This window comes from Pedobacter sp., assembly GCF_965249885.1.
Classification (GTDB): Bacteria; Bacteroidota; Bacteroidia; order Sphingobacteriales; family Sphingobacteriaceae; genus Pedobacter.
In genome coordinates, this window is record NZ_OZ252254.1 from 153,887 (window position 1) to 173,330 (window position 19,444).

Sequence of the window (19,444 nt, forward strand, 5' to 3'; positions counted from 1 at the left end):
AATAAATTACCCTTTGTCTACGCCGCCACGAAGCTCCTTTTCAATTTCCTCCATGAAAATCAAATCTGTAGCTTCGTCCAACTTATTAACAAACGTAACAGATTGATGAAGGTTTGACATTTGAATAATTGATGCAATATTTTTGTTTACGCAACAAACTACAAAAATACCATCTGCAGACTTACAAAGTCTGTCTCCAGCTAATAATGCGCTTAAATCCTGTGCATCATTGCACTCTTTAACTGCTGATAAATCCAAAACGATATTTCGGTATCCCTCTGTATTTAGCAATACAAATTCAGATTTCAATGCTGGTGTATTATCATTAGTGAATTTCGGCTCCTCTAATTTCAACACTACATATTTCTCATGCTTATCTACACTAAATTTCATATTTTTTGATTTTGGTTAATTCTCAATTGGTAATCGATCAACTGCTAACTTGTTCAAATTGGTTACCTAAAAACTGTTAACTGCCTACTGAAAACTGCCTACTGAAGCAATTGTTCAATAGCTGCCTTGGTATTATTTTCTATTCTATTTAAAATATTTTCGGAAGGATTTTTTACAAATTGCTCTCCTGTAATTTGCTCATAAAGCTCTATGTAACGATCAGAAATGGAGGCGACAATTTCCTCAGTCATTGATGGAACTACCTGTCCATCCTTACCTTGGAAGCCATTTTCGATCAACCATTTACGCACAAACTCTTTTGAAAGTTGCTTTTGAGGTTCGTCAGCGGCTTGCCTCTCTTCATAACCTTCTGCATAAAAATAGCGGGAAGAATCCGGCGTATGAATTTCATCAATTAAATAAATTTCATCCCCCACTTTACCGAACTCATACTTTGTATCTACCAAAATCAAGCCTCTTTCGGCTGCCATCTCTACCCCTCTTTGATATAAAGCCTGTGTGTACGATTCCAATTTTTCGTAATCACTTAAAGATACAATTCCTTTAGCCAAAATATCTTCTTTAGAAATATCTTCGTCATGACCAACGGCTGCTTTAGTAGTTGGCGTAATGATAGGCTGAGGCAGCTTATCGTTTTCCTTTAGACCTTCTGGCAAGCTTACCCCACAAACCTGACGTTTACCCGCAGCATATTCGCGAGCCGCATGACCAGCCAAATAACCTCTTATCACCATCTCCACTTTAAAAGGCTCGCAAATACGTCCAATAGTCACCATTTCATCAGGTGTTGATAAAACCCAGTTAGGAACAATATCTTTAGTGGCCGATAAAAACTTAGCCGCAATTTGATTCAGCACCTGCCCTTTGTATGGAATAGCTTCTGGCAAAACAACATCAAACGCAGAAATTCTATCGGTTACTACCATTGCCATTAACTGGTTATCAATGGTATACACATCACGTACTTTGCCTTTATAAAAACTGCTCTGTTTTGGAAAAGTGAATTTGGTTTCTTTTACTGCTTTCATGAGGGTATAAAAATAGGAAAAAAGTCGGATGTCCGATGTCAGATGTTGGAAGTTTTTGGGTTAAAAACAAAAAGTCCGAAGACTGAATTATGTCATTTCATCTTCGGACTTTAAATTTTAGGGAGTAGATAACTGATACCTGACCACTAACTCCTAACCTCTTACTGAATATCGCCGTAAGCTTTTAAGATCTGTTTAACCAATTTGTGGCGCACCACATCTTCGCCACTCAAGTAAATAATATCAATACCTTTAATATCTCCTAAAATGCGTAGGGCATTCTGTAAGCCAGATTGTGCCTTTTTAGGTAAATCTATCTGCGTAACATCACCCGTAACTATAAATTTAGCGGTAGGCCCCATACGCGTCAAAAACATCTTCAACTGCAAATCGGTAGAGTTTTGTGCCTCATCCAAAATTACAAAGCAATTATCCAAAGTACGGCCACGCATAAACGCCAAAGGAGCCACTTCAATTGTCCTATTTTCTAAATAAACTTTCAGTTTCTCAGCAGGGATCATATCATCCAAAGCATCATATAAAGGACGTAAATAAGGATCTACCTTTTCCTTTAGATCACCTGGCAAGAAACCTAAACTCTCTCCCGCTTCTACCGCCGGTCTAGTCAAGATAATGCGTTTGATTTCCTTATTTTTCAATGCTCTAACCGCTAGCGCTACGGCAGTATAAGTCTTTCCGGTACCTGCCGGACCGATAGCAAAAAGCACATCGTTTTTATTGATGCTATCTACCATTTTACGTTGGTTAGCGGTACGTGCCTTTACCATCAAACCATGGTTGCCATATACAATCACTTCTCCACTACTTATAGGTGTAGCCGATGAGCTTTCCTCCGCAGGTGTACTCGAAACATTTTTTCTAGCACCTAAAATTGCATCTACATCATTACTTGTGAGTGTACCAAACTTATCCAAATGAGCTACTAGGCTGTTAATCTTATTTTCAAAATTTTTAAGTTCAGCCTCATCACCTAAAGCCTTCACTTCATTGCCCCTTGCCACAATTTTAAGCTTAGGAAAAGCAGCTTTAATCAACTCGTAATGCTCGTTGTTAGCGCCCCAAAATTGAATTTGATCGCTTGTTTCTAATATTAGTTTTATTTCGTTCAAAATATTGTTTTTTTAACCTATGCCCTGTGTAATTCGATTTAAATTTGAATATTTGTAGGCAATTTGCCTATACGCAAGAATAAGCATAAATATTGAATTTTTAATGGCAATCATCACATTAACGACAGATTTGGGCTCGAAGGATTTCTATCAGGCTGCTTTAAAAGGCAGTATCCTGAGCCTGATGCCCAACGTTAATATTGTTGATGTAACCCATGAAGTTCCAGCCTTCAATATTTCATATGCAGCTTTTGTACTTAAAAACGCTTACACTTATTTTCCTAAAAATACGGTACACCTTATTGGAATAGATTCTGTTTTCAACGAGAACACTAAGTATATGGCTTTGCGCTATAGAGATCATTATTTTGTTGGAGCAGACAACGGCATTTTCTCATTACTTTTTGATGATATACCCGATGAGCTTGTAGAATTGAATATCATGCAAGATTTGAAATTTCTACATTTCCCATTGGTTGATATTTTAGTTAAAGCTGCTGTAAATTTAGCTAAAGGTGGCAAGTTGAAAGATGTAGGTATTGCCGCTGATGATATTGAGCAAAGAATGCTGCTGCATCCGGTGATTGAACGCGACATCATCCGAGGAAGTGTTATTTTCATCGATACCTTCAGTAACGTAATTACCAATATCACCAAAGATTTGTTCACTAAAATTCAACGAAATAGAGATTTCACGTTGTACTTCAGAAAAAGTGAAACCATTACACAGCTTAGTTGGCATTATAATGAAGTTCCTGAAGGAGAAAAACTGTGTTTGTTCGGCATAAGCAATCACCTTGAAATCGCTATCAACAAAGGAAAGGCAAGCGGCCTATTAGGACTACACTTGAATGATATTGTTAGGGTTGAATTCCATCCTTAATATCTAGCTTCAGATACATCAATTACCTTGGCAAGAAAGTATCGCTAATCTTTCTTATCAACAAATCAATCTGCGCATCTGTCGCAACTTTACAGGCATAAACTTTGCTACACTTTCATCAAACACAATTACGATGATGAAAAAAGCCATTATATTTTTACTCTCCATAGCAAGCCTAACCAATGCCACTTTTGCACAAGATAGCAGCTCTGCCTATGAACTTCAAAGAAATAAAATCAACACTCTTTTAGCTGAACGCAGCGCCAAGTTTGGACAATATGAAGAAAGTTTAAATGCAAGAACTGGGATATTCGGCTTTCAAACTAAAAGAGACATTAAAAATTCCAACGAAATTTTACGACAAATTGCCATTAACGACAATAATATCTTCACTGAACTAAAAGTATTGTTAGACTATAAAGACCTTCAATTTCAGGAAGTAAAATCCAACGTGGATCATAATCAGTTGAGGATAGATAGCTATAAAAAAACGATCAGAGATTTACAGGTAAAAAACGAAGAGCTGCTGGCTTATAATCAAAAAATCGATAAAAGCACTGATAGACTTCAACTATTGTTACTGGTATTTGTTATTGCTTTAGCAGTTTGTATTTTCATAATTTACCGAAAGAACAAATCCATCAATTCACAAAAGCCGCAAGCTGGAATAAAAGTTTTATAACATGAAAAAGACATTTTTTAAGGGCTTAGTTAAGCTAAACAATTTGTTATTGCCATCTCTTTATAAAAAAGACCCCATGAAGTTGAGCACTTTACAGAAAGCGATTTTAGGTTTTAGATATTGGGCGCTTACGAACTCGATGAAGTGAGTTTTAGTTTTTTCCGCTAGCTGAACCTGAAATAAATTTATGGCGACGCTTTAAAGCCGCAATTGAACCGTCTTAATTCAACACGTCATTGCGAGGAACGAAGCAATCTTATTAATGATTCAATTCCTAATGCATGAGATTGCTTCGTGCCTCGCAATGACGAAAGAGCGCTTTATAAACTAACCGTTAACATCCTAGTTGAACGTCGTGCTTCGCAATGACGAAAAAAAATCTAGTCCGAATGCAGGGGCCTCGCAATGACGGGAGAGCGAGTAATAAAAGTACTTAAAAAACAAAAGCTCGTGGTCTTATCCACGAGCTTCTCTATAATAGCACATTTAAGTGTCTAACCTTTAAAATGATCGATAATCAAATTAGCCAGTTCCGTACCGATGCGTTCCTGAGCCTCATTAGTTGAAGCTCCGATATGCGGTGTTAATGAAATTTTAGGATGCGCTAAAATGTCAGCTGATGGTGTAGGTTCGTTGTCAAAAACATCTAAACCTGCAAAAGCAACTTTGCCTGCATCTAACGCTTGAATCAAAGCAGCTTCATCAATAGTGCCACCACGTGAACAGTTCACAATGCCTACTCCTTTTTTCATTGCCGCAAATTCCTCCGCTCCTAAAATCGGTTTGTCAGCAAATGGCGTATGTAAAGAGATAAAATCACTATTAGCAATCACTTCTTCCAACGACACGGTGTTTACCGGAATATCTACCTTAATACCTAATGTTAAGTTCAAGGTAATGTTTCCGCTAAAAGGATATAAATCGTAAGCTAAAACATTCATTCCCAAACCTAAAGCTACTGCAGCAGTTTCTCTACCGATACGTCCGAAACCGATAATACCGATAGTTTTACCACGTAGTTCAATACCTTTAGCATAAGCCTTTTTCAAATCGTTGAACTTGGTATTACCTTCAACTGGCATTTTGCGATTAGCATCTTGTAAGAAACGTACACCCGTAAACAAATGAGCAAACACCAACTCAGCAACCGACAATGAAGAAGCAGCAGGCGTATTTACCACCGCAATGCCTTTCGATCTAGCGTAGTCCACATCAATATTGTCCATACCAACACCACCCCTACCAATCAAACTCAAATTTGGACAAGCGTCGATTAAATCCTTTCTAACCTTAGTAGCACTTCTTACGGTTAAGCCATCGTAATTCTGAAGCGCTTCCACTAACTGATCCTGAGGCACAGTCTGCGTCTCAACAGTGTGTCCAGCATCTTCTAATAATTTTTTTCCTATTGGATCTATGCCATCATTGGCAAGTATTCTAGCCATTATTTTTTATATTTTTCTTCGAAACTTTGCATTAATTCAATTAGCGCATGTACGCTAGTAATAGGCAAGGCGTTGTACATTGATGCCCTAAAACCACCTACACTTCTATGGCCTTTTAAGCCCTCAAAGCCATTCTCGTCAGCAAATTTTGCAAATGGTTTTTCCAATTCTGGATCTTCCATTACGAAACAAACGTTCATGCGTGAACGGTCTTCCACCGCACAGGTTCCTTTAAATAAGGTATTTCTGTCGATTTCAGCATAAAGTGCCTTTGCTTTGGCAATGTTTTCTTTTTCCATCTCGGCCACGCCACCTTTTGACTTTAGCCAACGAAGGTTTAGCATTGCCGTATAGATAGAAAATACTGGCGGCGTATTGTACATTGAACCACCGTCGATGTGCGATTTGTAGTCTAACATTGATGGGATTGCACGACCGGTTTTACCTAAAATTTCATCCTTGATGATTACTACGGTTAAACCTGCAGGACCAATATTTTTTTGCGCTCCGGCGTAAATCAAATCATATTTAGATACATCAATTACCCTACTCATAATATCAGATGACATATCGCAAACTACCGGCACGCTAACTTCTGGAAGTTCAAAAAGCTCGGTACCGTAAATCGTGTTGTTTGACGTATAGTGGAAATAAGCACTATCCGCAGGAACTTCAAAATCTTTTGGAATGAAGGAATAATTGGAGTCTTTTGAGGATGCTACAACATTAGCTTTACCAAAGAATTTAACTTCTTTAATCGCTTTGCTTGCCCATACGCCCGAATCTAGGTAAGCAGCAGTTCCCCCATCAGGCAATAAATTCATAGGAACCATTGAAAATTGTAGGCTTGCTCCTCCTTGCAATAACAGCACGGAATATCCGGAAGGTACATTTAAAAGTTCTTTTACCAATCTCACTGTTTCTTCCACTACGCCATCAAATTCAGGTGAACGATGCGAGATTTCTAGAATTGATAAACCGTCTTTAAAATCAAGTACTGCAGCAGAAGCTTGTTTAAAAACTTCTTGCGGTAAAATACAAGGACCAGCTCCAAAATTATGTCTCATTTTTATTTTTTTTGATTGCCGTAAAATTAACACTTTGATATTAATTATTTAGTTTTTTTATCAACCAAATAACCAACATGACAATCACTTGAGAAAAATTAAAAATAGAGATTTGGTATTTTAACCGTTTACGATGTAAATTTAACCTAGTACTATTTAGTTTTGAACTTAAATATCAACTTAAAATTAACCTGACGGCCCGTTAAATAGTTGGGTATTCCATAACTCACGTTACTTACATCTTTCAACCATAAATACGAAACTGTATTATTGATATTCAACAAATTAAATACTTCAGCATAAGTAATTAGCGAACTAAAATATCTACTTAAAAACCGTGGTTTCCATTTTGCTTGGGCATCGAGCAGATCGTTAGAAAATCCTATATCTACCCTTCTGTAGGCAGGTATGCTAAAATCATCTGTATAAGTACTAACAAATGGAGAACCCACAGGCATTTTGGCACCGTAAAGTAAATTTAAATGTACTTTGTAGGTAGGGCTTTTGAATAATCTATCTTGAAAAAACATCGAAAAATTGACCCTCTGGTCGGTAGGGCGACGTAAATAACCCGGGTAAATAGTTTGATTTTGCCCATTGGCACCCTTTTTTATATAGCTGTCGCCGATAATATCCTGATCGGCACTCAACACAGAAATCCTAAAGAATGACATTAAATCTTTCACCAACTCTCCCCCTATAGAAAAATCCGCTCCATAAGTTCTACCTTTAGCGGTTTGGCCCGCCAGATATTTAACACGAACATTATCGATCGTATATGGCACCATCCTATCAGCATATTTGTAATAAATTTCTGAGGTAAATTTTAAGCGAGTTCCCAATCCTGTAAAAGCAAAATCATAACCAGCCGAAATATTATAAGAGCGCTGAGCCTTCTGATCTAAAAACAAAGTACCATCCAAATCTCTGATACTTCGATAACTAGGCGGTTGTTGGTAAACGCCTGCGGTAAAACGCAAAAGTTGGAATTCTTTTGGTCTATAAAGTAATAATACCCGTGGACTTATTAACAATTCCTTACTTAAATCGTTATAATTAACTCTGGCTCCAACTAGTAAGTCAGCTTTGCTAGAAACAGCATAACTATCTTGTAAGTAAGCAGAAATGGTATTTATTTTTAATAAATTATTAGCGAAAATGGCATCTTCAAAAGTGAAAGAATTAGTATTAGAAGGCAAAACATAGCCTGCAGAATCAATGTAGTTGTATTCGTTAAGTTTATCAACATACTTGGCTTGTTCAAATCTCAACCCATAAGTCAAATCATGTTTTCCGGCGCTTTGTTCTATTTTAAATTCACTACTTGCAAAGCTGGAGTTTAGACTGTTGCGTCCATAACTGTAATAACTTCCCAATCCTCTGTTTTTCCGCACTGGTCCGAACTGTCCGTTTGAATAACCATTGTCGATTTCTTCAAAAACATAGTTTCCATCAATATCAAACCGCTCTCTTTCAATAATTTCAAAATAGCTATTAATCCACTTGATGGAGATATTGCTCTTTGGATTGAACACTCCCGTTACTGCACCACCGTAAGTATGGTAGTCATCTACTTCTTGTCCTTCATAATCAACCTTTAAACGTATTGGCGCATTTATAGTACCAAATTGTGTTTCTCTACTTTCTGGTACGAGCCTAAAACTGCCAGAATTAAAATTCAACAAAGTATTTATACTAAATTTTTTATTGAAATTATATTGATAAAGCGCTTGCAAATCATTGAAGCTCGGCCTGTAACTTCCTTTTACATCTTGGGTTGAGAGTATATTGCTATTATCTTTTCTCCTGAAACCGAATAACAAATGGCTGTTTTTAAAAGTAGTTTTAGCGGTTGCAGACAACCCCATTAATCCAGCAGTTAGTATATACTGATTACTATCAGGTTTATCATATCTCACATCTAACACCGAAGATAACTTATCATTATAACGGGCATTAAAACCTCCGGCGGAGAAACGAGCTCTCGTCACAAAATCTGGGTTAATAAAACTTAAGCCTTCCTGTTGTCCATTTCTGATTAAAATTGGCCGATTAATTTCTACATCATTAACATAGATAAGATTTTCGTCGAAGTTACCGCCGCGTACGCTGTACTGTGAACTTAACTCGTTATTGGTAGAAACTCCAGGCAAAGTTTTAAGTATTGCCTCAAAGTTCATAGAAACAGTTGGCAAACTCGCAATATCTAATATATTGACATCTTGCGCATTACTTAATTGGCTTTTTTTATCCGTGACCTTTACGGTTTTAAGTTCTTTAACATCTGGCCTTAAGACGATATTTTTAACCAGCTCCGTACCTTTAGCCACTGTTAATGCTACCGTTTCTGTTTTGTAACCGACAAGTTTAAAACGCAAGCTAAAGTTTGATAATCTGGACTCGATGCTGTATTTCCCTTGGCTATCGGTAGTTGTTGTTGCCGCCAAACCAACCAAACTGACTGTAACTTTGGATAACGGTTCATTTTTTTCGTTATACACAATACCAGCAACCTTGGCTAAAGGTTGTTGCGACCAAGCAGTTAAGCCAACAAAAATTGGCAATAACAAAAGAAATAGCTTTTTGGACATTATTTAGATGCTTTGCGTGTTGATTTGAACGTCTTTTAATTCAGCAATCATTTGAGTAGGATTTGGCGCCGCAAAAACTGCATTACCAGCTACAAAAACATTAGCACCCGCTTCAATTAAAGATGCAATATTTTGAATGCCTACTCCACCGTCAACTTCTATGTATAAATTAGGATTGAGCTGCAATGACATTTTCTTCAATTCAGCCACTTTATTTAACGTCTGCGGAATAAATTGCTGGCCGCCAAAACCTGGATTTACCGACATCACCAACGCCAAATCAATATCCTGCAAAATATCTTTTAATAATTGTACAGGCGTGTGTGGATTTAAAGCTACACCAGCCTTACATCCTACTGATTTGATCAACTGGATAGTACGATGCAAATGTGTACAAGCTTCGTAGTGAACGGTAATAACATCCGCCCCAGCTTTTGCAAAATCGGCAATATATCTGTCCGGATCAACAATCATCAAATGCACATCAAATGGCTTTTTAGCGTGTTTTTTAGCTGCTGTAATTACTGGGAACCCGAAAGAAATATTGGGTACAAAAACACCATCCATTACATCAACATGAAACCAATCAGCTTCACTTTCGTTAATCATTTCTACATCACGTTGTAAATTGGCAAAATCTGCTGATAATATGGATGGGGCTATTAAGTGTTTCATTGGTTTATTTATTTCTCATCGTTGCAAGGCACGAGGCAATCTTTATAAAATTATATCGCTTTAAGATTGCTTCATCGTACCTCCTCGCAATGACGGACTATTTACGTTATTACGAAAACAAAGCAATCCATGCAAGATACAAAACAACTCCGAAAAATTAACCAACAAAAAACCCTTCCAGTAAAACTGAAAGGGTTTGCTATTATTCTCTTTTCCGACTTACGGACTTTCTGACTAATACTATCCTTGTGGCGCAGCTGGAGCAGCACTTTCAGGTTTTGAAGGGCGAGGCAACAATACTTTACGAGAAAGTTTCATTTTACCTTGCTTATCGATATCCAACAATTTCACTTCAATGATTTCGCCTTCTTTCAATACGCCATCCATAGTTTCTAAACGTTTCCAATCAATCTCAGAAATGTGCAACAAACCATCTTTACCTGGCATAATTTCTACAAATGCACCAAATGGCATGATAGATTTCACTTTACCAGTATAAACCTCACCAATTTCTGGTTTAGCGGCAATGGCACGGATACGAGCAACAGCTGCATCAATTGAAGCTTTATTATCAGCAAAAACTTCTACGATACCTTTGTTATCCACCTCTTCAATAGAGATAGTTGCGCCAGTTTCGCGTTGCATTTCTTGAATAATTTTACCACCCGGGCCAATTACTGCACCGATAAATTCTTTATCGATAGTTAATGAAACGATACGAGGCGCATGTGGTTTCATGTCAGCAGCAGGCTCAGCGATAGTTTTGTTCATTTCACCTAAAATGTGTAAACGACCATCTTTCGCTTGTAACAATGCTTTGGTTAATACTTCGTAAGAAAGACCATTGATTTTCAGGTCCATTTGACAAGCTACGATACCATTTTTAGTACCAGTAACTTTAAAGTCCATGTCACCTAAGTGATCTTCGTCACCTAAAATATCTGATAAAACGGCATATTTTCCAGTTTTCTCATCGGTAATTAAACCCATTGCAATACCCGATACTGGAGATTTGATTTTGATACCAGCATCCATTAATGCTAAAGTACCCGCACAAACGGTTGCCATTGATGAAGAACCGTTAGATTCTAAAATATCAGATACAATACGGATAGTGTAAGGATTTTCAGCTCCTGTAGGCAATACTTTCTTCAATGAACGCATAGCCAAGTTACCGTGACCTACTTCCCTACGACCAACACCTCTGTTAGGACGAACCTCGCCAGTGGAGAAACCAGGGAAATTGTAGTGCAACAAGAATTTGTTATAACCGTTGATGAAAGCACCATCAATCATCTGTTCATCATCTTTGCTACCTAAAGTAACCGATGTTAATGATTGAGTTTCGCCACGGGTAAATACCGCCGAACCGTGAGCTGCTGGCAAATAACCAACTTCACTCCAAATTGGACGGATTTGTGTAGTTGTACGACCATCTAAACGGATGCCTTCATTTAACAACAAGTTACGTACTGCATCGTACTGCACATCATGGAAATAATGTTTAGCCAAAGCTTTAGTTAAATCTGCAGTATCTTCAGGGAAAGCATCTAAAATTTCGTTGATGATGGCAGTAAATCCTTCAGAACGCTCATCTTTACCTAAACCAGATTTTGCAATAGCGTAAACTCTGTCGTAAGTTTCAGCATAGATTCTTTCTTTTAAAGCCTCATCATGATCTTCGTGGTTGTATTCACGCTTAACTGTTTTGCCAGTAGCTTCAGTTAACTCCAACTGAACGGCACATTGAACTTTGATTGCCTCATGAGCAAATTTCAAAGCTTCTACCATTTCTTCTTCTTGGATTTCATCTGCTTCACCTTCTACCATCACGATATCGTTAGCAGAACCAGCCACCACGAATTCTAAAGTAGCTCTTTCTAAATCGCTTAAGTAAGGGTTAATTACCAACTTACCGTCAATTTTTGCTACACGAACTTCAGAAATAGGACCATTGAAAGGAATATCAGACACTGCTAAAGCCGCAGAAGCTGCTAAACCTGCCAAACAATCTGGCATTATATTTTTATCTGCCGAAATTAACGAGATCATTACCTGCGTGTCAGCATGGTAATCATCAGGAAATAACGGACGTAAAGCTCTATCTACTAAACGAGAAATTAGTACTTCGTAGTCAGACAATTTTGCCTCACGACGTAAGAAACCACCTGGAATACGACCAGTAGCCGCATATTTCTCTTGATAATCTACCGATAAAGGTAAGAAATCAGTACCTGGTTTAGCACCAACAGTTGACACAACCGTTGCTAACAACATGGTATCGCCCATTTTTACTACCACAGCACCATCAGCCTGTTTTGCTAATTTGCCTGTTTCAATTTCAACAATTCTTCCATCGCCCAAATCGAACGATTTTTTTATTACATTCATTTAAAAAAAATTATGGTGTGTTTCCTCTTTTTGCACACCGGTGTTTATATATACGTTTATACGTTCTTTTGTTTGCAAAGCAAAAAAGCCACCCGCAATTGGATGGCTTTATTGATAAAAGCTCTTATTTAATGATATCTCTTAGCGATAAAGCTTTGATGATAGCACGGTAACGCTCAATATCTTTTTTGTAAAGATAAGCTAAAATACCACGACGCTTACCTACTAATTTTTGTAGTGCTAATTGAGTAGAAAAATCTTTACGATTTTTTTTCAAATGCTCTGTTAAGTGGGCAATACGATAAGTAAATAAAGCTACTTGACCTTCTGCAGAACCTGTATTAGATGCTGCTCCGCCGTGTTGATTAAAGATTTCGGCTTTCTTTTCTGGACTTAAATACATTACTTGAATAATATTAAAGTGAATTTAAATTAATTAATTGCCTGCAAAGATAAGGTATTTTTCTGATTACTGAAATTGTTGAATTGATTAATTGTCAAATTGTTTCGATCGGCTAACTATTTGAACTGCTGAATTTTTTAATTGTTTTTTTGAAAATCAATGGCATTGGTTCTTGGATGCTTCAGCCCTGCTATCCGTTACAATCTTTTTGTTGGAACTGCCTTTCATCATTGTCATGCTGAATTTATCGAAGCATCTATTAAACAGCAATCCTTCGACAGGCTCAGTATGACACCAACAAAAAGTATTTCCACTACTATCAGGTTTAATTAACATCAATTAGTACTATGCACAAACTTTGACAAACCTATATCGAATTTGCTAGAGGTTTGTCAAAGCTTAATGTACAAAAAGATTGGCTTTGCTGTTCCGGATTTACAATCCGCAATCTTTAGTTTATCGGCGGGTGTACTCACCCTTCGGTATTTGAAAATGATAAGTTGGGTGATGACACCCAACACAAGCAGTAGAACTTCAGAAGTTTGGTTTGAAGTTTAAACATCAAAAAACAACCCGATAATTTTCCTATTTTAGCGTAACGTTTATTTTAAAATCATTCCGATGCCAGAAAACCATGACCAAAAGCGATCTAAAAAAAGTAAAATAACGTTAGATACGCTAGTTGGACTATGTGCAATCATCACCAGTATTTGCGCCATAATAATTACGCTTTACCAAACAAAGCTACAACGAACTCAGCAATATGCTTCGGTAAAACCTATGTTAATGAGTTTCTCCAATAGCTTTTCCAATAATAATAGTTCAACTAGTTTATCTTACCAATATGAGTTGCTGATCAGTAACCAAGGTTTAGGTCCGGCAATTATTACAGACTACAACTATTACTATCAATCGAAACCTTACAAAAACATTGCTCAAATTATAAAAAAGATCAAAACAGACAATAAATTAGATTCAACAAAAGTCATCACACTCAGCAATTTATGGATCAACCAAATCATTCCAGTGGGAGAAAAACTTTCCATCGTCAAAATAGATGATAATGTTTTAGGTCCAATTTTGGATGAAGCCGATGTTAGCATTATGGTGAGGTACAAATCGCTTTATGGTCAGCAATGGAAATTTGTAAGTAATAAAAAATTAGAACCTGTAGAAATCAATTAGCAACACCTTACAACTGCATCTATCTTCGCTGTTCCTGATTTGCAATCCGGAACCTATATCCGCAGATTTAAATCCGCCACTGTGCATTCCAGATTTAGAAGTTGAATTTTAAATACGGATTACAAATCCGAATATATTGCTTGCTGTGTTTTTGAAAGACACTTAACAATTGCAGCATTTCAGCACTTTCCTTGTCGAAAGACATAAATTAGCTATGGCTTGGTTTACGGATAAGAAGACCTTTACCCTGTGGTTGTTTTAATGGCTTACCTCCATTAAGCTGCACAGCAGTACGGTTCAGTTGCAACAAGGTAAATATTTTTTGCTCTGCAGATTTCCTCAAATACAACGACTCTCGCTCGGCGAGTATGCTCTCACGAGGAATACTGATATCGTATATTTTTAATCTGCCCATTAGTCAAAAATACGAAAATACTTACTGAATTAAAAGTGCTAACCGTTTTGAGCATAAAAAAATCAAACAACTTTTGCATCTCAGGGTTATAAAAGCAAATTGTACAAAAAACTATACATTTCAGAAAAAATAATATCTTCGCATAAGAAAAATAGCTAAAAACCTCTATGGCAAAACTACTAATCATTGATGACGAACGAGCGATACGCAGCACGCTTAGAGAAATATTAGAATACGAGAACTACGAAGTTGATGATGTAGACAATGGCATCGACGGATTAGAGATGATCAAAAAGAACGATTATAATTTGGTTCTTTGCGACATTAAGATGAATAAAATGGATGGTATGGAAGTGTTGGAAACAGCATTGGGCATTAAACCCGACCTTCCTTTCATCATGATTTCTGGACACGGCACTGTGGAAACAGCCGTTGAAGCTAGTAAAAAAGGTGCGTTCGATTTCATTTCTAAACCACCTGATTTAAACCGACTTTTAATTACCGTACGTAACGGTTTAGACCGCGGTTCCCTAGTAACGGAAACCAAAGTATTAAAGCGAAAAGTTAGTAAAACCCGTGACATCCTTGGTAATTCAGATACAATTGGAAAAATCAAAGAAACTATAGACAGGGTTGCTCCAACCGAAGCCAGAGTATTAATTACCGGAGCTAATGGTAGCGGTAAAGAATTAGTAGCTCGATGGTTGCACGAAAAATCAAATCGTTCAGACGGTCAGTTAATTGAAGTAAACTGCGCTGCAATTCCATCCGAATTGATAGAAAGTGAATTGTTTGGGCATGAAAAAGGCTCATTTACATCGGCTGTAAAGCAACGTATTGGGAAGTTTGAGTTGGCCAACGGTGGTACGTTGTTTTTGGATGAAATTGGCGACATGAGCATGTCGGCACAGGCGAAAGTACTACGTGCCTTACAAGAGCACAAAATTACCAGAGTTGGTGGCGAGAAAGAAATTGATGTAAACGTAAGGATCGTAGCGGCAACCAATAAAGATCTGCTAAAAGAAATTGAAGACGGCAATTTTAGGATGGACTTGTACCACCGTTTGAACGTAATCAACATTCATGTGCCGCATTTAACTGAGCGCACAGACGATATTCCGGTGATTGCACAAAGCTTTTTAGAAGAAATTTGTGGCGAGTACGGCATGCCTACCAAAAAAATTACAGATGGTGCAATGGAAGCGCTAAAACGCTTACCATGGACTGGTAACGTACGTGAGCTACGCAATATGATTGAGCGTCTAATCATCTTAAGTGATAAAACTATTACCGAACAAGACGTGGTTGCCTTTGCTAATCCGGGTGGCGGCACCAATGTTGGCGCCGGTACCTCAAGCGGCTCTACTGGACAAGGCGGAAGCTTTAACTACGATAGCTTCAACAACTTCCAAGAGTATAAAGACTTTGCTGAAAAGGAATTCATAAAGTTTAAATTGGAGAAAAACAATTGGAACGTTTCTAAAACTGCAGACGATATTGACATACAAAGAAGTCACCTTTACAGTAAAATTGAAAAATTTGGCTTGAAGAGAGCAGAGTAGCGATATTAACATTGTAATAACGGAAAAGAGTTGAGCCTGAAAACCCAACTCTTTTTTTTAAGTCAGAAAATCACATTGAGTTAAATAACTAACTGCTCTGTGGATTTTTCAATTGATCATCAGCTGTTTTTTCCTTGCAAGTAACGGAGCCATTGAAGCAGCGGCTAATCTAAAAAGGTTTCGTAAACTACTCCGCCACTTACAAAGAATATCTACAAAAAAGCCAATTAGATTGATAATTTGCTCTGATTAAATCTCTATTAGGAAAATCTGTAAAAAAACTCCATTATCCGATTGTACGTATCTATTAAAAGCGACTGAACTGCTGTCATTTGACCAGACGACAGCGCCATTGAGTTGCTCCGGAGCTTCGTACTGCGGTGTTAATCTCATGGATTTTCCGGTAGCTATCGCAGTAATGAACACACTTTGATCAGCAATGTAAGAAACGAACAAACCATTAGGGCTGATATTGATAGGACTAGCGACAGAAAAAGCATTGTTTGTAACTTGACTTACTTCGCCTCCATTTGGCGATGCAGAAAACACTTGGGCTAAACCCTTATCATCTTCCGCTAAAAAGAAAATCAACGCACCATCGGGACTGCTCCTTAACCAATGTCTGGGACCTTGAACACCCTTTTTGGAAAAGGTAATACGGCGCTGCTTCAACTCACTAGGAACTGCAGGCCTAGTGCGAGTTGTACCCGCGATATCTGCTCCAAAACCCAGCGAAGCAATATTTTCTGGAATATCAACTACAAAAATTTCGGTAATGGTATTTCCTTTTTCATCCCTCACATTCCCTTGGTACGCAATAGCCTTTTTTTGCCTGCTTCCATCAAGTTTTACGTAACCATCTTTACCAATCCAACATTCATCGAAAGCCTTATCTATTTCATCAGTACCTAATTTCGGATTTTCGACCACCTCGGCGGCTAATATCGAAAACATTTCACCATGGTTATTTTCTACATTAGCAGTATCATTTACGCTTACTTTTTTGGGAAACATTAATCCAATAGTGCGTAAATCCTTTACCGAATCGTCAGTTTTGGCCAACTGTGCCATCACCTCATCGTTATACGTAAAGCTGATCATTTGGCCATCTCCACTCCACGAATGCGCATGTGTACCGCCTCTTAAAGCCCCCGGCGTAAATGGCGCATCAAGCTGTCTAGCATCCATAAAAATAGGTTGCTGAGGATTTTCCAAATCAATTGCTACACCAGTTCTACGAGTAAAATCATAGGGCTTTTGCTCATTTGCATTGCGAATGCCATGAATAAAAATTACACGGTTTGCTACCGGCGAAAAACTTGCTGCGCCAACACCTGGGCCAAATACCGTTTGATTTGGAACGGTATAAATGATTTTCTCCTCTGCAGTTTGTGTGTTTACCAGCCCAATGCTTCCCGTGATTTTAATATCCCCATCATTATTTCTAGTATCAAAAACTATCCATTGGTTATCCGAAGAGAACACTTGTCCCGTGTTCAGGGTATGTCCGAAATTACTGAAGGTTAACTGCACAGGTTCTTTATCGAACATAAAACTTACTTTTTTTTGCTTTTTGGATTTAACATATAATAAAAATGTCCGTCTTCGGCACCTATTAATAAATCAGGGATTCCATCTTTATTCCAATCTACCGTGGTTGGGCTGGTATCATGACCTGCGAGCACCAAGTCGTCCAAATAACTTTCATCACTCAGTTGAAACTTTCCGTTTTTGGCACCAATATTTTTAAGGAAACTGGCATTTTTACTGTTTACTATCACATCCAAGGCACCGTCGCCATCCCAATCCACAATAGTAAACTTCCTGCGACCGCTTTGGCCAAATTTTCCATCATTTAGTTGAAGCGTACCTGGCAAGCTGTCTTTAACTGTGTGTTTCTGATCAAATACAGCCCCTTTTGTACCTTCAAAGATACGTTTACCGGGCTTTAACCACAATTCATTTCCGTCTTTATATCTTTCGAAAAAACTTAAATAACCGCCTGTATCAAGCATTACGATATCGGCAAGTTTATCCTTATTCCAATCTATTACAAAAGGTGTTGTGCGCCATTGCGTAACTAATGTTTGCGGTTTTGGATCCCACCAGTTCCAAGAAGGTTTATGCGGAACAGCGTTAGCAGGCCATTTCACCTTCACATTTTGTGCTTTGCCTAATTTGGGACTTTTGGCTGTGCCGATATTTTTATACCAAAGCACTTCGCCAAAAATGGAGTTGACAACGACATCCTTTAAGCCATCATTATCCCAATCGGCAACGGAAACGGTAGTATAGCCCCATTTGGCTTCGGCGGGACCTTGAATTGAGCCATTATTTCCGGCCTGAATTCGGATTACTTTTCCGTCGCTTTCTAAATATTTTGGTGCCGCCCATTTTGGTATACCGTTGTTGATTCCCAAGTTTTCAATAAAACCGATATAGCCCGCAGAATTTCCCACGATGATATCTTCATCACCATCGTTATCCCAATCTACCCCTACTGGAGTTGCTAAGGCGCCAAACTTGACATTATCTGCCTTTTGCTTAAAGTAAAACGGCGATTTGAATACTGGCATTCCATCTTTTACTTTACCTGTATTTTCAATGAGCGCTACTCTCCCATCTTCATCTCCCACCACCAAATCAACATCTCCGTCACCATCCCAATCTACTGCTGTTGGCAAAATCATTTCTAAATCCATTTTGATAACCCCCGACTCGTTGCTCAAATATCTCCCCTTAGCATATTTAGGTTTTTGCTTGGTTCCTATATTTTCGAAATAAGTCATCTTATCTAAAAATTCACCGCAAATGATATCTAAATCGCCGTCTCCATCAAAATCAGCAAAGTTTGGAGAAGGTGCCCCGTACACGTCAATATCCTTTCCATCAGCCTTTAGCCTACCTTTGTTTTCATAGTTGCCGTTTTTATTTTCAACTAGATATAGAAAGCCTCGAAGTGGCCCGTTTGTCCAAACACCTTGTTTATTGTAGGCATTATCCCAACCGTAATCACCCCAATCATCAATACCCACAATGATATCATCATCTCCGTCAGCATCAAAATCAACAAATTTCCATTGATTAAAACGGTTGCGACCTTTTAAATCCTTAAGAATAGAATCAGCTGGAAATAGCTTCACTTTCTTTTTGCCTAAGTCGGTTTTAAAATTAGGTAATTCAACACCAGGCGTAGTATAACGTGCTTTGCCGTTGTTGGTATAAGAAATTTGGATATTTTTTACCGCAGGGCCAAGTTTAACTGGCTTTTCAAATACCGGAATTTTATCTCCAGATTTATTTTCAAATAACCAAAGGCCGTTGAATGGCTTATCAGGACAGGAAACTAAAAGATCCATGTCACCGTCACCATCCCAATCCACCGGAACTGGCCAAGCCCAAAGGCCAACCCCTAAATCAACCATTAAACCTGGGTTATTATATTTCAGTAGCTTTAATTTCGGATTATCCGCAGGCTTTAAAACGCTCCCACTTTTGAAGGTAAAAGAAAAAATAGCAAGTGTCACCAGCGATGCAAAAAGTATAAATAGTTGTTTCATTTTGTATTGATTT

The 19,444-nt window shown here is 38.0% G+C and carries 16 protein-coding genes; 4 read left to right on the forward strand and 12 right to left on the reverse strand.

Annotation, left to right across the window (positions count from 1 at the left end; genetic code table 11):
- Window positions 1–6: 6 nt before the first annotated feature.
- The 3 genes from ACY2A0_RS00530 to ACY2A0_RS00540 form a co-directional block, all read right to left on the reverse strand.
- Window positions 7–393, reverse strand: coding sequence for an STAS domain-containing protein (locus ACY2A0_RS00530; RefSeq protein WP_461787688.1), 387 nt, complete (start codon window positions 391–393; stop codon window positions 7–9).
- A gap of 98 nt (window positions 394–491) precedes the next feature.
- Window positions 492–1,442, reverse strand: coding sequence for a phosphoribosylaminoimidazolesuccinocarboxamide synthase (locus ACY2A0_RS00535; protein WP_461787689.1), 951 nt, complete (start codon window positions 1,440–1,442; stop codon window positions 492–494).
- Between the two features lie 161 nt (window positions 1,443–1,603).
- Window positions 1,604–2,572: a PhoH family protein gene (locus ACY2A0_RS00540; protein ID WP_461787690.1), complete on the reverse strand. Its 969-nt coding sequence runs from the start codon at window positions 2,570–2,572 to the stop codon at window positions 1,604–1,606.
- Between the two features lie 103 nt (window positions 2,573–2,675).
- Here ACY2A0_RS00540 and ACY2A0_RS00545 point away from each other — a divergent pair, with 103 nt between their 5' ends.
- Together ACY2A0_RS00545 and ACY2A0_RS00550 are read left to right on the forward strand one after the other, a co-directional pair.
- Complete coding sequence (locus ACY2A0_RS00545) at window positions 2,676–3,455, forward strand: SAM hydrolase/SAM-dependent halogenase family protein (protein ID WP_461787691.1); 780 nt, start codon at window positions 2,676–2,678, stop codon at window positions 3,453–3,455.
- 133 nt (window positions 3,456–3,588) lie between these two features.
- On the forward strand, window positions 3,589–4,137 hold the full coding sequence (locus tag ACY2A0_RS00550) for a hypothetical protein (RefSeq protein ID WP_461787692.1): 549 nt from the start codon (window positions 3,589–3,591) through the stop codon (window positions 4,135–4,137).
- Between the two features lie 494 nt (window positions 4,138–4,631).
- On the opposite strand, the gene ACY2A0_RS00555 is transcribed toward ACY2A0_RS00550, so the two are convergent.
- From ACY2A0_RS00555 to rpsO, 6 genes are all read right to left on the reverse strand, one after another.
- Window positions 4,632–5,582, reverse strand: coding sequence for a D-2-hydroxyacid dehydrogenase (locus tag ACY2A0_RS00555; RefSeq protein WP_461787693.1), 951 nt, complete (start codon window positions 5,580–5,582; stop codon window positions 4,632–4,634).
- Window positions 5,582–6,649 carry a 3-phosphoserine/phosphohydroxythreonine transaminase gene (gene serC / locus ACY2A0_RS00560; RefSeq protein WP_461787694.1) on the reverse strand — a complete coding sequence of 356 codons (1,068 nt, stop codon included), beginning with the start codon at window positions 6,647–6,649 and terminating at the stop codon, window positions 5,582–5,584. Before serC ends, ACY2A0_RS00555 begins: the two co-directional genes overlap by 1 nt.
- Before the next feature lie 152 nt (window positions 6,650–6,801).
- Complete coding sequence (locus ACY2A0_RS00565; protein ID WP_461787695.1) at window positions 6,802–9,240, reverse strand: TonB-dependent receptor; 2,439 nt, start codon at window positions 9,238–9,240, stop codon at window positions 6,802–6,804.
- 3 nt (window positions 9,241–9,243) lie between these two features.
- Window positions 9,244–9,915 (reverse strand): ribulose-phosphate 3-epimerase, encoded by a 672-nt coding sequence (gene rpe / locus ACY2A0_RS00570; RefSeq protein WP_461787696.1) that lies wholly within the window; start codon window positions 9,913–9,915, stop codon window positions 9,244–9,246.
- A gap of 240 nt (window positions 9,916–10,155) precedes the next feature.
- Window positions 10,156–12,306 carry a polyribonucleotide nucleotidyltransferase gene (pnp, locus tag ACY2A0_RS00575; RefSeq protein WP_461787697.1) on the reverse strand — a complete coding sequence of 717 codons (2,151 nt, stop codon included), beginning with the start codon at window positions 12,304–12,306 and terminating at the stop codon, window positions 10,156–10,158.
- 124 nt (window positions 12,307–12,430) lie between these two features.
- Window positions 12,431–12,709, reverse strand: a complete 279-nt coding sequence (gene rpsO / locus ACY2A0_RS00580; RefSeq protein WP_113638853.1) for a 30S ribosomal protein S15 — start codon at window positions 12,707–12,709, stop codon at window positions 12,431–12,433.
- Window positions 12,710–13,330: 621 nt separating this feature from the next.
- Between rpsO and ACY2A0_RS00585 the strand changes: the two genes are divergently transcribed.
- Window positions 13,331–13,894: a hypothetical protein gene (locus ACY2A0_RS00585; protein WP_461787698.1), complete on the forward strand. Its 564-nt coding sequence runs from the start codon at window positions 13,331–13,333 to the stop codon at window positions 13,892–13,894.
- A gap of 208 nt (window positions 13,895–14,102) precedes the next feature.
- Here ACY2A0_RS00585 and ACY2A0_RS00590 read toward each other — a convergent pair whose 3' ends face one another.
- Window positions 14,103–14,309 carry a hypothetical protein gene (locus tag ACY2A0_RS00590; protein WP_461787699.1) on the reverse strand — a complete coding sequence of 69 codons (207 nt, stop codon included), beginning with the start codon at window positions 14,307–14,309 and terminating at the stop codon, window positions 14,103–14,105.
- A 167-nt stretch (window positions 14,310–14,476) separates the two neighbouring features.
- Here ACY2A0_RS00590 and ACY2A0_RS00595 point away from each other — a divergent pair, with 167 nt between their 5' ends.
- The gene (locus ACY2A0_RS00595; protein WP_461787700.1) at window positions 14,477–15,871 is read left to right on the forward strand and encodes a sigma-54-dependent transcriptional regulator; all 1,395 of its coding nucleotides are present in this window, start codon (window positions 14,477–14,479) and stop codon (window positions 15,869–15,871) included.
- 249 nt (window positions 15,872–16,120) lie between these two features.
- Here ACY2A0_RS00595 and ACY2A0_RS00600 read toward each other — a convergent pair whose 3' ends face one another.
- Window positions 16,121–17,422, reverse strand: coding sequence for a DUF3748 domain-containing protein (locus ACY2A0_RS00600; protein ID WP_461787701.1), 1,302 nt, complete (start codon window positions 17,420–17,422; stop codon window positions 16,121–16,123).
- Window positions 17,423–17,427: 5 nt separating this feature from the next.
- On the reverse strand, window positions 17,428–19,431 hold the full coding sequence (locus ACY2A0_RS00605) for an FG-GAP repeat domain-containing protein (protein WP_461787702.1): 2,004 nt from the start codon (window positions 19,429–19,431) through the stop codon (window positions 17,428–17,430).
- Window positions 19,432–19,444: the final 13 nt, after the last annotated feature.